The organism is Caulobacter sp. AVps18 (assembly GCF_058681425.1).
Window position 1 is genome coordinate 1,367,771 of record NZ_CM178737.1, and the last position, 15,403, is coordinate 1,383,173.

A 15,403-nucleotide genomic window follows, 5' to 3' on the forward strand; every position below is an offset into this window, starting at 1 on the left:
CCAATCGTGACTCTCGGACTGGGCCTGGCCGCTTTGGTCGCTGCGCCCGTGATGGTCATGACGCCGACCGCCGTTCAGGCGCAGGCACAGGGTCAGATGGCCTCGGCCGTTACGGGCAGCTATCGCCTCGGCGCGGGCGACAAGATTCGCCTGATCACCTATGGCGAGGAATCGCTGTCGGGTGATTTCGAGGTTTCGGGCGCCGGCACCATCGCTTTGCCGCTGATCGGCGAGATCAAGGCCATGGGCCTGACGCCCAGCGAACTGCAGGCCAGCATCTCCAACGCCCTGCGCGGTGGCTATCTGAAGGATCCACGCGTCAGCGTTGAGGTCTCGACCTATCGGCCGTTCTACATCCTGGGCGAGGTCAACAAGCCTGGCGAGTATCCCTACGCCAATGGGCTGACCGTGATGAACGCTGTGGCCATGGCCAACGGCTTCACCTATCGGGCCAACACCCGCAAGGTGATCGTCCGCCATGGCGAGGAAAGCGCGGACAAGGAATACCCGCTGAACAGCTCGATCCCCGTGGCGCCGGGTGACACGATCCGGATCAAGGAACGGCTATTCTAGAGCATTTTCCGATAAGTGTGAAACGGTTATCGGATCGAAAAATGCTCTAAAATTTTTGATTTAGAGCCCTTTTTGCCCGACCTTGATGAAGCCATCAGGTCGGAAAGGGCTCTAGGCTTTTTCAGCTCTATGAAACGACCAGGGGCGGGGGCTTTAGGGCCCCCGCCCTTTTTTCGGCCAATCTGACCCGACAAGTCCGTGTCACAGACCCGTCAACCGGGCGTGTCATTATGGGAAAAGGGTGGAGCAGGGGTTGGTCGCAAACGAAAACAGGGGCCGCTAGGGCCCCTGTCTTGCTGAATTTCAATGGGGGCCGGCCTGGGAAAGCCGAACGCGAGAGAGCCAAAAGTGTGAGCGGTTTTGGCGGCTATACCGCTCTAAATGTTTGATTTAGAGCCCTTTTAGATGTCTCGCATGGCGTTGTGCGAGGCTGTGGGGCCCTAGGTCAGCAGGCGCGATACGCCGGTGGCTATAGCGCTCCAGGCGACGAGGTTGAAGGTGACGACAAAGGCCGCCGAGCGGCGTGCGGACCAACGGGTGTGGTCGTCATTGAAGGCGGTGACGATGCTGTCCTGCAACATCCGGGCGGGACTGGACTGCGGTGCGTCGGCTGCAGCCGCGGGGCGAATGAACGTATCGTTCGCGCGCGGAGTGATCATGTCCGCCTTAAATTTTGGCTGAGCCATAAGCGAGTCTCCTTCTTCCCCGCCAATGTAAATTTAAAGGCTGTTCAAAGTTCTACCGGGCATGGTTTATTGGAAGTAATATTTGCCGGCGCTGGGCGTTTTGTTCAGGGGCGTCGTGCGACTGGTTGTAAACGCTGCTTTCACCATGTTTGGGCGCAACCTGTTGTAGAATTTTGGGCAATGAATTCGCCCGGCTCGCGCGCGGGCCCAACATACCTCTGGGCCTGGTACTTGGCTCAGGCGGTGCCTTGTGCGAGTGAGAGCGAATAACGTCGTTCGATCTGGCGCGCATTCTACGTTCGGGCGTTGTGCGTTGAAGCGCCGCGTGAACGACAGGCGGACCGTTCCAAAGCGAGCGGCACAGAGTTTGCTAGGTGTGATTTGGTTGAAACAGATCTTGGAGGGGTTCAGTCATGTACGGGATTGAAACACCCATTGATGCCGGTAAACTCGTGACGGCTATGGGAACGAATACGAAGGTTCCATCCAAGAGGATGAAGGTCGAGCTATCCACGGTGGTGGACTTGATGATCGCGACTGTGGCTCTGGTGTTCCTGGCCCCGCTGATGCTTCTGGTCGCTGTGGCGATCAAGCTTCAGGATGGTGGGCCGATCATGTTCGGTCACGTGCGGATCGGTCGCCACGGCGAGAAGTTCCGCTGTCTGAAATTCCGCAGCATGGTCGTTGATTCCAACGAACGTCTGGCCGCACTGCTGGCGCGCGACGAGAATGCGCGTCGCGAATGGGCCGCTGACCACAAGCTGCGCAACGATCCCCGCATCACCCCACTGGGTGCCTTCCTGCGCAAATCCAGCCTCGACGAACTGCCCCAGCTTCTGAACGTCTTGCGCGGCGAGATGAGCCTGGTCGGGCCGCGCCCGATCGTGGACTCCGAGGTGGTTCGCTATGGTCGCGCTTTCCCGCGCTACTGCTCGGTCCTCCCGGGCGTGACCGGCCTGTGGCAGGTCAGTGGTCGCAACAACGTCTCCTACCGCCGCCGCGTGGCGCTGGACGTGCTGTACGCCAAGCGCAAGTCGTTCTCGCTCTACTGCTATATCCTGCTCAAGACCCTTCCTGCGGTTCTGCTCCGCGAGGGTTCGTATTGATGCAAATCGGGGCGGGTTCCTGGAGGAACCCGCCCCGACCGCTTCAAGCCCTTAGACCCGAACCCTAGACCAGCCAGAAATCGCTCAGACTGACAGCGGCCTTGTTGCTCAAGGTGGCGATCTGCACCTTGTCGGCACCGTCGCCGCCTGTGGCGTCGAAAAAGAGCCCCCCGGTGCTGGTGTCGTAAAGCAGCGTGGCGTGGCTATCGACGGCCTGGGGCGCGATGCCGCTGACGAAGGACAGATCAGACAGGGTGGCGACGCCGAAGGCTGTGGCCTTCAGGGCGAAGTGGTCGACCCCGACCTGGAAGTCGGAAATCCTGTCCACGCCCTGGCCGATCGAGTCGAAGCGGAAAATGTCCGCTCCCGCACCGCCCGACAGGACGTCTGCGCCCGCACCGCCGATCAGCACATCAGAACCGGCGCCGCCGACCAGGGTGTCGATCCCCCCGCCGCCCGTAATCGCCGTTCCGCCGGCGTTGGCATAGCCGGCAAAAGCGGCGGATCCGCTATAGGTCAAGGCTTCGATATTGGCCGCAGCTATGGCGCTGGAGGCGCTGGTGACCTGGGTGTCGTACCCCTCGCCAGCCAGCTCCACGACCACGTCGCCCGTACTGTCGAGGATATAGAGATCGTCGCCGGCCCCGCCGACCAGGCGGTCGCCGCCAGCCCCGCCGTTCAGGGTGTCGTTCCCTGTTCCGCCCGTGATGACATTGGTCAGGGCGTTACCCGTGCCGGCAAAACCACCAGTTCCCAGGAAGGTCAGGTTCTCGATATTGTCGCCCAGGACGTAGGCGGACGCCGTGGCTCTGACCTGGTCATAACCGCCGTTCGCGGCCTCGATCACCACGTCGCCGATGTTGTCCACCAGATAGGTGTCGCTGCCGACGCCACCGGTCAGGGTGTCGGCGCCCGCGCCGCCGTCGAGCACATTGTTGCCGACCCCGCCAACGATCTGGTTGGCCAGTGCATTGCCCGTCGCCTTCAGGCTGCTGGCACCGGTATAGATCAGGTTCTCGATATTCGCGCCGAGGGAGAATGTTCCCAGGGCGGTGCGGATGGTGTCGATCCCTTCATTGGCCGCCTCGACGACGACGTCGCCGACATTGTCCAGCAGATAGACATCGTCGCCTGCGCCGCCGAGTAGGCGATCCGTGCCCAGCCCGCCGTCAAGGGTGTCCGCCCCGCCGGCACCCGAAAGCGTATCTGCATTGGCACCGCCAGTCAGTTGGTTGGCCAGAGCGTTGCCGGTTCCGGTGAAGACCATCGAGCCTGTATAGGCCAGGGCCTCGACTTCATTGGGGAGCGTGTAGCCGGACAGCGTGGTGCGCACCGTATCGTTCCCGCCGCCGGCGGCTTCGATCACCCGATCGCCGGCGTTGTCGACAACAAAGATGTCGTTGCCTGCCCCGCCGTTCATCAGGTCGGTCCCGGCCCCGCCGTTCAGGACGTCGGCGCCGGCTGCGCCAAACAGGGTGTCGGCGCCGATCCCGCCGGTAATCGCCGTGCCCGAGGCGCCGGCGAAGCCGGTGAAGGCCAGGGCGCCGCTGTACTTCAGGGCTTCGACATTGAGCGCAGCCTTGGCGCTGGTCAGGGCAGTGATCTGGGTATCGTAGCCCCCACCGGCCAGTTCGACCACGGCGTCGCTGGCGCTGTCGACATAGTAGGTGTCGTCGCCCATACCACCGACCAGCCGATCGGCTCCAAGTCCCCCGTCAAGGGTGTCATTGCCGGTCCCGCCGGTGATGACGTTGGACAGGCTGTTGCCCCAGCCCGAAAAGGCGCCCGTTCCGGTGAAGGTCAGGTTCTCGATGTTGGCGCCGAGGGCATAGGCCGAGGCTGTGGACCTCACCAGGTCGTGGCCGCCGTTTGCGGCCTCCACCACCACGTCCGAGGTGCTGTCGACGATATAGGTGTCGTTGCCCGCGCCGCCGGTCAGGGTGTCGATACCCTTGCCGCCATCCAGCACGTCGTTGCCCGTGCCGCCGCTGATCTTGTTGGCCAGATCATTGCCATTGCCCTTGAAGGCTCCAGCTCCGGTATAGGCCAGATGGTTGTCGGTCGCGGTCAGGGTATAGGTGGCCGAGCCCGTGCTGATGGTGACGCCGGGCTCCGCCGTTCCAGCGCCCGACGACGCACCGTCGATGACCGGCGGCTTGGGGACCGCCGAGGTTTCGGTGATGCTGTAGGCGCGCACATAGTCGACCTGGAAGCCGCTTGGCATGTTGGCCGGATCTGGCGTCGACGCCCAGCCGCCGACAGCCTGGTTCAGCAGGATGTACATAGGCCCGTGCATGTTGGCCGGGGTCGCCAGCGAATACACGGCTACGCCGTCGATATAGTAGGTCAGGGTTTCGGCGGTCCACATCAGGCCATAGGTGTGGAAGGCGGTCTGGCTGTCGGTCAGATAGGACGAGCCGCCGACCATGCCGGTCGAGTACGACTTGTCATGTACCGTCATATTGATCTGGTTGGGCTTCTCGCTGATCACCTCGAAGATATCGAGTTCCTGGGTGCCGGCCGGTGAGAACAGCCAGAAGGCGGGCCAGGCGCCGGTGCCCGTGGGCATCATGGCGCGCATCTCGAAATAGCCGTAGGTCTGCTGGAACGAGGTGCGCGTGGTCAGCAGGCCCGAGGAGAACTCCAGGCCATAGAGCGCTGCCTTCTGCTCGGCCGTGTTGGCGGTCGCAGTGATGGTCAGGACGCCGTTGTTCAGCGAAAAGGGATTGATGCCCAGGGCCGTCGTGCCCGTGCCCGCATAGGTGGGATCGACATAGATCTGATCTTCGCCGGTCGAGTCCCCGATATAGTGGCTGACCTTTGAGCCCCAGCCGGCGAAGCCGTATTCGGTGGCCCAAACGCCCGTGCCGGCCTGACCCATGGTCTGGACGCTCAGGGTGTTGAACTGGTCCTCGAAGGTCAGGGTCAGCTTGCTGAAATCAAGCGCCAGCTTGAAGTTGTCGCTGGTGAAGGCGTTGATGGTGGTGTTGCGGAAGGTGACGGCGTCTCCGGTCCCAAGTGACAGGACGACGTCGGCGCCGACCTGGCTCATGGCCGACTTGACCTGCTCGAAGGTCGTCAGGCCGAAGTCCTGGATGCGAAGGGTGTCCGAACCGGTTCCCACACCGGCCGTGAAGTCGACGATAACGTCGCGTCCGTCGCCCCGTCCGAAGACGAAGGTGTCGGAGCCACCGTTGCCGACCAGAACGTCGTCGCCCTTCAGGCCGTTTATGGTCTGGCGGTTGGCGTCGCCGATGATCAGATTGTTGAGCGCATTTCCCAGGCCAGTGAAGCCGCTGCGCGAGCCCTGGCCGTACATGACCAGGTTCTCCACATTCTCGGGGAGCACATAGTCCATCGTCACCTTTACGGTGTCGATCCCGGCATTGGCCGCCTCGATGACCTTTGTGGCGCTGTTCTGGACGACATAGATGTCGTCGCCGGCCCCGCCGGCCAAGGTATCGCTCCCCAGATTACCGATGAAAGCTTCGTTCAGGTCTGTTCCGACGAAATTGTCGGCCGCCGCTGTTCCAGTATAGGTGCGCTTGGATCCTCCGGATTGCGGTGCGAGGGCGCCAGTAGAATTGAAATAATCCATCGTGCGAGCCATGTGGTTGCAAGGCCGTGGGGTCGGCCGTTACTGCTAAGATGGCGTTCAATGGATAATGTTGGGCTAATAGAAATGCAGCGCGACATTATGTCGTTCAAATCTATTGTTGGTTATTGAGTGGTTAATTTGCCTATTACATCAATATCGCCGGTATTCTATGTATTATATTGTTACACTCTGAGGCTAATCGTGGTTTCTGCAGCTTAACCGTACCGGCTATTCTTGATGCGGAAGGCGTGAGAGATCGCCGGGCCTGACGGCCCGGATGAGTGAGCAGCGTCGCCAATTTGCCTTCTGCGACAAGGCTATAGGCTGTCTTGTGGGAGCTGGAACTGCAGCCGGCTGCTGGGCGCGGCGGGCGGCGGACAGGCTTGAGGCCTATCCGCCGTATGGATCAGAGCAGAAGGATATCTGCGTGCGTCAGGCCCGGCGCGTTCGCGAGGACTGCCAGTTGCACGGGGCCAGCGTCACCAGGTGCGTCAAAATAAAGCGCCCCGGTGCTGGTGTTGTACAGCAGGGTCGGCCGATCATCCGTGGCCACGGGGGCGGCGCTGCGGACGAAGTTGAAATCGGCGACGGTCGAAACGCCGAAGGCCGAGGCCAGCAGGCCGATGTGGTCCGACACGACCGAGAAGTCGCTGATGCGGTCCACGCCGTCCGAGACGCTGGTGAAGCCGAAGACGTCCTCACCGGTGCTGCCGATCAGGGTGTCGGCTCCGGCCCCGCCGATCAGGGTGTCGTTGCCGGCTCCGCCCTGGAGCGAGTTGGCCAGATCGTTGCCGATACCCAGGAAGTTTCCCGTGCCGGTGAAGCGCAGGGACTCCACATTCTCGGTCAAGGTATAGCCTGACAGGGCGGTCATGACCGTGTCGAAGCCCTCGTTCAGCGCCTCGACCACCAGGGCGTCGGCGTTGCTGACATAGTAGGTATCCTTGCCATTGCCGCCGCGCATCGTGGTGGCTGCGCCGCCATCATAGAGATTGTTGACCCCGCTGTTGCCGATCAGCTCCATGGCAAAGCTGTTGCCGGTCAGGTGGATGGTGGTGGTGCCGGGATTGGCCGCCAGATGCTCGATGTAGGAGCCCGGGGTCGCCGTCCAGGAGACCGTGGTGACGACGGTGTCATCGCCTTCGCCGAGGGCTTCCACGACCACGTCGCGGCTGTTGTCGACCCGGTACTGGTCGTGGCCGGTCAGACCGACCATCCGGTCGCGTCCGCTGCCGCCGTTCAGCGTATCGGCTCCCGCCGAGCCGGTCAGGGTCTGGTTACTGGAATTGCCGACGATAGAAACGCCCCGCGCGACATCGGCCGCCGCGACCGTCTGGTCGGCAAACTTCAGCTGCTCGACGTCGACCAGGGTGTCCAGGCCCTCGGTGCCTTCCAGGTCACGAACCCGGAACACCGCACCTTCCGCCCAGATTTCATAGCGGCTGAGAGGACCGGCATAGGCAGCGGTGTCCACGCCTTCGCCGGCGTTGAACGTATCGGCGCCCCCGCCCCCGGTGAAGGTGTCGTCGCCGGCCCCACCCTGGGCGACGTCATCGCCCAGAAGGCCAAACATCTGGTCGCCGCCGGCGCTGCCCTCAATGGTGTCGGCCTCATCGGTCGCGACAGCGCGGACGCCGGTTGAGGCTGACGCCACGGCGAGGGTCTGGTCTGCAAACTGGAGGGCTTCGTTGTCGAACAGCCGGTCCATGCCCTCGCCATTGACCAGGTCGATCACGAAGTAGGAAGAGCCGCCGTCGCTGAGCACCAGATAGTTGCTGCGCGGGCCATCGAACACGGCGGTGTCGAATGCGTCGCCGCCATGCAGGGTGTCGTCGCCCAGCCCGCCGCGCAGGGTGTCATAGCCATAGGTGCCGTAAAGCTCCTCAGAAGCGTCCGTGCCCTTGACATAGATCCCCGTGGCGACCGCCGCCTCGACAGTCCTGTCCGAGAATTTCAGGAATTCGACATTGGTCAGATGGTCGAAGCCGTCGGGCAGGCCATCGGCCAGATCGACGATGTTCAGTCCGCCGAAGCCGTCGTCATAGATCGCGTACTGGCTGCGCGGATTGTAGAAGATGACCGTATCTTCGCCGTCGCCGCCGTCCATGTCGTCATTGCCGGTGCCGCCGGCGAGCGTGTCGGACCCGGCCTCACCCATGAGGGTGTCGTTGCCGCCGTACGAAATGACCAGGTCATCGCCCGCGCCGCTCTTGTGCAGTTCCGAGAAGCGCGATCCCTGCAGGTAAATGCCCTGGCTGAGCTCCGCTGCAGTGTGCCGGGAGTCGGAGAAGACGATCTCCTCGACAGCGGAAAGGTGGTCGGCGCCGCCCATGCCCGCCTTGTCGACGACGAAATAGCCGCCGTGGCCGTCGACAAAAACCGAGTACTGCTCGCGCAGGCCGCTATAGACCACCTGATCATGGCCCAGGCGGGCGTAGTAATCGCTGTTGACGCCGAAGGCCAGGGTCGCGCCGACGCCGCCCATGATGGTGTCGTCGCCCTGTCCGCCGACCAGTGTGGTGGTGGCCGTGCCGTCGATCAGCAGTCCGGCGACAGGGTCGCTGATCGTCACGCCGTCGATGGCATAGGCCCGGACATAGTCGATCTGGTAGCCGGTGGCCGCCAGGGCCGCATCATTGACGACACCGCCGAAGGTGCCGCCGACGGCCAGATTGACCAGCATGTACATCGGCTGGTTCATGTCTGCCGGGGTCGGTGCGCGGAAGACCTCGCCGCCGTCGATGTACCAGATCAGGAAGCTGGCATCCCAGCGCAGGCCATAGGTGTGGAACTCGGTCGCCGCATTGGCCGTGAAGGACACATCGCTGACGGACTTGCCTGGCAGGGAGGCGTTGTGCAGCGTCAGGAAGGTGTTGTTGGGATCGCCGCCCTTGGTCTCCAGGATGTCGGCCTCGGGCGGGTTGTTGCCGCTGGTGGGCAACAGCCAGAAGGCCGGCCAGGCGCCGCCGGCATCCGGCAGCTTGGCGCGCATCTCGAAATAGCCATAGGTCTGGGCGAAGGAGGTCTGGGTGGTGAGCAGGCCGCTGACATAGTCGGCGCCGTACAGCAATGCCTTCTGGGCCTCAGTGGTGCGCGAGGCGCGGATCGTCAGCACGCCGCTGTCGAGCGAGAAAGGATCCAGGCCCAGGGGCGTGTCGCCCGAGCCGCCATAGGCGGCGTCGACATAAAACTGCTTTTCGCCGGTGGCCTGCAGGGTGTGGCTGCTGATCGGCCCGGCACCGCGATAGCCATAGGTCGTCTGCCAGACGCCTGTCTCACCATTGGTCAGCGACAGGGTGTTGAACTCGTCGGCGAACGCCAGGGTCAGGTCTGTGGTGTCCAGCGTGACGCGGAAGTTGTCTGCGGTGAACGCGTCCACCGTCACATTGCGGAACAGCACCGAGTCGCCGTTGGTCAGGTCCAGCAGCACGTCGGCACCGACCTGGCTCATGTTCGCCTTGATGGTCGCCAGATCGATGAAGCCGGGAATCTGGACCCGTACCTTGTCGCCGCCGGTGCCCGCGGTGAAGTCGGTGATCACATCCTGGCCCGAGCCGGGCGCAACGACAAACTCGTCCACGCCGCCACCGCCGGTCAGGGTATCAGCGCCGCCGCCCCCGATCAGGACCTGGGCGTTGATGTCGCCCGTCAGGGTGTTGGCCAGGTTGTTGCCCACGCCGGTCAGGCGCGCGCCGTTGGGGCCGGTGCCGAAGAGACGCAGGGTCTCGATATTGTCGGCCAGCTGGTGGCTGACGGTGGCGACCACGCCGTCGATGCCCGCGCCTGCGGCCTCGACGATCCTGGTCTTGGCGTTGACGATCACATAGGTGTCGTTACCGGCTCCGCCTTCCAGCGTATCGGCGCTGGACCCTGCGGTCAGGACGTTGGCCAAAGCGTTGCCGTAGCCGTGGAACGGGCCCGAACCGACGAAGGTCAGGTTTTCCAGCGTGTCGGCCAGTGAATAGGTCAGCAAGGTGGTGCGAACGGTGTCGACGCCACCGCCAGCCAGCTCGACGATGGTGTCTCCGGCGTTGTCGACCACGTAGATGTCGTTGCCCCGGCCGCCGGTCAGGGTGTCTGCTCCTGCGCCGCCGTCGAGTGAGTTGTTTCCGTCGTTGCCCGTCAGGCTGTTTGCGACGCTGTTACCCGTACCGTTGACGTTGGCGATGCCCAGTAGCACCAGCGCTTCGATATTGGAGACCGTGTTCAGGTTGAAGCTGATGGTGGAGCGCACCGTGTCGAAGCCGGCCCCGGCCTGCTCGACGATCACATCGCCCACATTGTCGACGAGATAGACGTCGTTGCCCGCGCCGCCCGTCAGGGAGTCGGCTCCGGCCGCGCCGTCCAGGGTGTCGGCCCCCTGGGCTCCGATGATCGTATTGGCGTTGGCGTCGCCCGTCAGCAGCGCGCCTTGCGCCAGGGCGTCGGGCGTCGACAGGCCGTCGCTGAAGCTCAGCGTCTCAATGCCCACCAGGCGATCGACACCGTCGCCGCCGGCCAGGGTATCGGTGACGTAGAAGCCGCCTGAACCATCCGGTGTCACCACATAGCGGGCGCGGGCCCCGGCATAGATCGCCGTGTCGACGCCGGTGCCGCCGTCCAGATAGTCGTTGCCGCCATTGCCGGTAAGATTGTCATCGCCCTGGCCGCCGACCAGCGTATCGGACGCGGTCGCACCCAGCAGGGTGTCCGCCCCGCTGCCCCCGGTGACGATGGTGCCGGTGCTGCTGGCCGTGCCCGTAAAGGCCCCGGCACCGATAAAGGTCAGGGCCTCGACATTGGCGGCGGCCTTGACGTTGGTCAGGGTGGTCAGTTGGGTGTCGTAGCCCTCGCCAGCGTTTTCAACGACGATGTCGCCAGCGTTGTCGGTGACATAGGTGTCGTCGCCCAGGCCGCCGGTCAGGGTGTCTGCCCCCGCGCCGCCGTCGAGCCAGTTGTTTCCGCCGTTACCCGTCAGGCTGTTGGCAACGCTGTTACCCGTGCCGTTGATGTTGGCGACGCCCAGCAGCACCAATGCTTCGAGATTGGGCCCAGTGTCGAGGTTGTAGGTGATGCTGCTGCGCACTGTGTCGAAGCCGGCACCGGCCTGCTCGACGATCACATCGCCCAGGTTGTCGACGAAATAGACGTCATTACCCGCGCCGCCCGTCAGGGAGTCGGCTCCGGCCGCGCCGTCCAGGGTATCGGCGCCTTGAGCTCCGATGATGGTGTTGGCGTTGGCGTCGCCGGTCAGTAGCGCGCCTTGCGCCATGACATCGGGTGTCGACTGGCTGTCGCTGAAGCCCAGCGCCTCGATGCCCACCAGGCGATCGACTCCGTCGCCGCCCGCTAGGGTATCGGTGACGTAAAAGCCACCCGAGCCATCCGGTGTCACGACATAGCGGGCGCGAACCCCGGCATAGATCGCCTTGTCGAAGCCGGCACCGCCGTCCAGATAGTCGTTGCCGCCATTGCCGGTCAGATTGTCATTGCCCAGACCGCCGACCAGCGTGTCGGACGCAGTCGAGCCCAGCAGTGTGTCAGCGCTGCTGCCGCCGGTAACGATCGTACCCGTGCTGTTGGCCAGGCCTGTGAAAGCCGCGGAGCCGATATAGGTCAGGGCCTCGACATTGGCGCCAGCCTTGACGTTGGTCGCGGTGGTCAGCTGGGTATCGTAGCCCTCGCCGGCATTCTCGACGACCGTGTCGCTGACGTTGTCGGTGACATAGGTGTCGTCGCCCAGGCCGCCGACCAGTCGGTCTGACCCCAGTCCGCCATCCAGGGTATCGGCCCCGGCTCCGCCGGTCAGCGCATTGACCTGGGCGTTGCCCGTGGCGTTGAACGCGCCGGTCCCGGTAAAGGTCAGGGTCTCGACATAGTCGGGCAGGATGTAGGTGTTGAGGCTGGTTCTGACAGAGTCGTAGTCGGACCCCGCTGCCTCGAATACGATCGTTCCGGCATTGCTGACGATGTAGGTGTCGTTGCCGGCTCCGCCGCGCAGAGTGGATGCGCCGCCGCCGTCATCCAGCGTGTTGATTCCGCTGTTGCCGACCAGCTCCATGGCCAGGGCGTTGCCCCTGAGGTTGAAGTTGCCCGCCGCATTCATCACAACGCGTTCTATCGCCGAGTTGCTGGTCGCAACCCAAGATGTCGACACGTAAACAATGTCGTAACCATTGCCGGGGATTTCAAAAACCTGATCGCCGCTGTGATCGACATAATAAATGTCGTCCTCGGGGCCGCCCGCGAGGTAATCTGCCTTTGTCGTGCCGTAGAATACAGCCATATTGGACCTCGCAAAGGCAGATATAGGTTACTGGTTAACTATAGTAATCTTGTGACTAACGGTCTTGCGATTGCGGCGCCGCGAAGTAACAGACTGTGGACATTCTGCTGGAGCAGTTCCCGGATACACCTTAACGCGTAAAACCGTTGCGGGAGGCGGGATTCTCCAGTGGGGCGAATTGGTAACTATATTGCCGTAACATAGTCACGTGACGTCCATCCCCGTCCGAGAATGTCACCGGCGCGACCTAGAATCTGCCTGAGCGGCGGATATTGCGTCGCCTTTGACGCGCTGCGCTCGATTCTTCGCCGTCGTCGCCTCTGGGCCGACTCTGGGCCGCCTATGGGTTGAGCTGGTGGCCCGCGCTTCCCTGAAGATCGCGGGCGTCTCGACGCGCGTGCGCGAAGCCGAACATCAAGTCCGGAGGCCGACCATGGCAAGCGACTTCGCGCCATGGCCCCCTTCGTTTTGAATATATGTCAATTTGTTGGCTCCATTGCGGCAGTATAAAGCGTCTGAAGCTTGACTATAAATTGCGCTAGTTTGACGCATGTCTCTAATTTTGGCGGCAATGGCGTGTACGAATATTGTTTATCGTCGTAAATGCGCACATTGATTGCGGCCGGCGTACCTTACCTGGCGTTCCAATGTGGAGGATTTATCCATGGTTGCCACGGTGTACCGTGACTATGCAGGCGCGATCATTGCGCAAAGCACGGGACCTCTGGTTCTGGTGCTGGGCACTACCGCCAGCGACTACCTGGTCGGCGGGATCAAGGCTGACGCCTTTCAGGCTTCAGCGGGGATCGACACCCTGGTCGGCGGGATGGGCGACGACACCTATATAGTCCAGAATAGCGCCGCGACTGTGATCGAGGCTGCAGGCGGCGGCATCGACACCGTCAAGACTACCACTCACTACGTGCTGCCCGACCATGTCGAGAACCTCTATATCTGGGGCTTTACGCCCAAGACCGGCAATGCCGGCTTCGGCAACAGCAAGGCCAATCTGATTGTCGGCGACGCCAACGCCCAGACCATCGCCGGTCTCGGCGGCCATGACGTGCTGGTCGGTGGCGGTGGGTCGGACATGTTCGTGTTCGGCACGGGCTCGGGCCATGATGTCATCACCGACTTTACGCCAGGCTCAGGTTCCGGCTCCGGCCTCGATGCCGTGCGCCTGCAGGGCTACGGCCTGAACACCTTTGAAGAGGTCCGGGCCGCCATGACCCAGGTCGGCGCGGACGTGGTGCTGACGCTGTCGGCCAGCGATTCCGTTACCTTCCGCTCGACGACGGTTTCCAGCTTTATGGCCGACAATTTCAGGCTTCCGATCGACCTGGGGCAGTTCAGGCTGACTTTCGCCGACGAGTTCAACACCCTGCGACTCCAGACCCTGGGCGATCCCTCGACGGGAACCTGGGCCCCCGAGTTCGGCTTTGGCGGCTTCGGCACCAAGGCCAGTCACTACATCGGCTATTACACCGGCGAAGAGCAGATGTTCGTCGCACCAGAATTCAAGGGCAGCACCAACGCCGCCCTGGGCATCGACCCGTTTGAGGTCAATAACGGCGTGCTCTCGATCCAGGCTCGCGCCTCGACCGCAGCCGAGAAGGCCGGCATGTGGCCAACGGCGACCGACACCTTCGACTATGTGTCGGGCATGATCTCCAGCGTCAGCTCGTTCAGCCAGACCTATGGCTATTTCGAGATGAGCGCCAAGCTGCCGGCGGGCCAGGGCGCATGGCCCTGCTTCTGGCTGCTGTCGACCAAGCCGGGCGACAAGAACGAGATCGACATCGTCGAAGCGCGCGGGCAGCTGGCCGAGATCAACAACACCAGCCTGCACCACAATTCCCTACCGGACGGGCAACTCACCTCATCGGTCTACACGCCCGGCGCCGCGACCTCGTTCCACACCTACGGCTTGCTGTGGGATCAGGACTATCTGGTCTGGTACATGGACGGGGCCGAGATCTATCGCCTGCCGACGCCGGCCGACATGAATGTGCCGATGTATCTGGTGGTGACTCTGGCCGTGGGCGCCTGGGCCGGTACGCCGGACGCCGCCTCGCTGGCCGCCTCCACTTTCGATGTGGACTATGTTCGCGCCTATGCCCTGGCTGCAGCCGGCGAACGGGTGAACGGGACCAAGGGCAACGACCTGCTGGAGGGCTCGACCGGCGCGGATACCCTGATCGGCGGGCTGGGCAACGACACCTATGTCATCGACAATAAGGGTGACGTGGTCATGGAGGCGCTGAGTGGCGGCTATGATGTGGTCAAGACGCCGCTTCTGTCGCATGTGCTGGCCGCCAATGTCGAAAACCTGACCTATGCCGGGCTCTCGGGCTTCGCCGGCACAGGCAACGCCCTGGCCAATGTGATCACCGGCGGCGGCGGCGGCGATACGCTGGACGGTGGCCTGGGCGCAGACCGGCTTATCGGAGGCCTGGGCAACGACACCTATGTGGTCGACAACGCCTGGGACGCGGTGGTCGAGTTTGCCGGCGGTGGTTACGACACCCAGATCACCAGCCTGACCAAGGCCATGGCGGCGGCCAATGTCGAAGCCCTGATCTATAATGGCAGCCTGGCCTTCACCGGTTACGCCCGGGCCGAGGGCACCGCCATCACCGGCGGCGCAGCCAACGACACCCTGATCGGCGGCGGTGGGGTCGATGTCTTCAATGGCAAGGCCGGATCCGATGTCATGACGGGCGGCGGCGGAGCCGATGTCTTCCGGTTTGAGAACCTGGGGCAGGGCGTAGACCGCATCACCGATTTCCAGACCGGCGTCGATCACATCAGTCTGCAGGCTTCATCGTTCGGCGTGGCCACCCTGGCGGACCTGACCTTCGTCAGCGGAACCGCGCCGCAGGCGGCAGTCGGCCAAGCCGCCCTGCTCTACAACACCGGCACCGGCGCTCTCCTCTATGACGCCAATGGCGGCGCTTCGACGGATGGCGTGCAGATCGCCGTCATCGGCAACAAGGCCGCCCTGTCGCTGGGCGATTTCTGGGTGGTCTGAGGCCGGTCCATGGCCTGTCGGGGCGGGTTGAACAATCCGCCCCGCCCATGATCTGCGCGAATGGCGCCGCTGATCGCGATAGTGTCGTCGTTTCGTCTCGATTAAGCGCGCTTGAAGCCCTAAGATATTTGCAACCTTCTGGGG

At 63.2% G+C, this 15,403-nt stretch carries 6 protein-coding genes; 3 read left to right on the plus strand and 3 right to left on the minus strand.

Going from position 1 to position 15,403, the window contains the following annotated elements; translation table 11 throughout:
• Positions 1–6 precede the first annotated feature (6 nt).
• Complete coding sequence (locus ACW179_RS06535) at positions 7–573, plus strand: polysaccharide biosynthesis/export family protein (RefSeq protein WP_492063490.1); 567 nt, start codon at positions 7–9, stop codon at positions 571–573.
• Between the two features lie 440 nt (positions 574–1,013).
• Here the strand turns inward: ACW179_RS06535 and ACW179_RS06540 are convergent, their stop codons facing one another.
• A complete protein-coding gene (locus ACW179_RS06540; protein WP_492063491.1) occupies positions 1,014–1,232 on the minus strand; it encodes a hypothetical protein in 219 nt (72 codons plus the stop codon).
• A 521-nt stretch (positions 1,233–1,753) separates the two neighbouring features.
• Between ACW179_RS06540 and ACW179_RS06545 the strand changes: the two genes are divergently transcribed.
• Positions 1,754–2,365, plus strand: a complete 612-nt coding sequence (locus tag ACW179_RS06545) for a sugar transferase (protein ID WP_492063492.1) — start codon at positions 1,754–1,756, stop codon at positions 2,363–2,365.
• Positions 2,366–2,429: 64 nt separating this feature from the next.
• On the opposite strand, the gene ACW179_RS06550 is transcribed toward ACW179_RS06545, so the two are convergent.
• Complete coding sequence (locus ACW179_RS06550; RefSeq protein WP_492063493.1) at positions 2,430–5,975, minus strand: family 16 glycosylhydrolase; 3,546 nt, start codon at positions 5,973–5,975, stop codon at positions 2,430–2,432.
• A gap of 394 nt (positions 5,976–6,369) precedes the next feature.
• Complete coding sequence (locus tag ACW179_RS06555) at positions 6,370–12,228, minus strand: family 16 glycosylhydrolase (RefSeq protein WP_492063494.1); 5,859 nt, start codon at positions 12,226–12,228, stop codon at positions 6,370–6,372.
• A gap of 664 nt (positions 12,229–12,892) precedes the next feature.
• Between ACW179_RS06555 and ACW179_RS06560 the strand changes: the two genes are divergently transcribed.
• Complete coding sequence (locus ACW179_RS06560) at positions 12,893–15,259, plus strand: family 16 glycosylhydrolase (RefSeq protein WP_492063495.1); 2,367 nt, start codon at positions 12,893–12,895, stop codon at positions 15,257–15,259.
• The last annotated feature ends 144 nt before the right edge of the window (positions 15,260–15,403 follow it).

Coding starts and splice junctions, on each gene's coding strand:
- ACW179_RS06540 (WP_492063491.1), bottom strand. CDS start 1,232: ATGATCACTCCGCGCGCGAACGATACGTTCATTCGCCCCGCGGCTGCA.
- ACW179_RS06545 (WP_492063492.1), top strand. CDS start 1,754: ATGAAGGTCGAGCTATCCACGGTGGTGGACTTGATGATCGCGACTGTG.
- ACW179_RS06550 (WP_492063493.1), bottom strand. CDS start 5,975: ATGGCTCGCACGATGGATTATTTCAATTCTACTGGCGCCCTCGCACCG.
- ACW179_RS06555 (WP_492063494.1), bottom strand. CDS start 12,228: ATGGCTGTATTCTACGGCACGACAAAGGCAGATTACCTCGCGGGCGGC.
- ACW179_RS06560 (WP_492063495.1), top strand. CDS start 12,893: ATGGTTGCCACGGTGTACCGTGACTATGCAGGCGCGATCATTGCGCAA.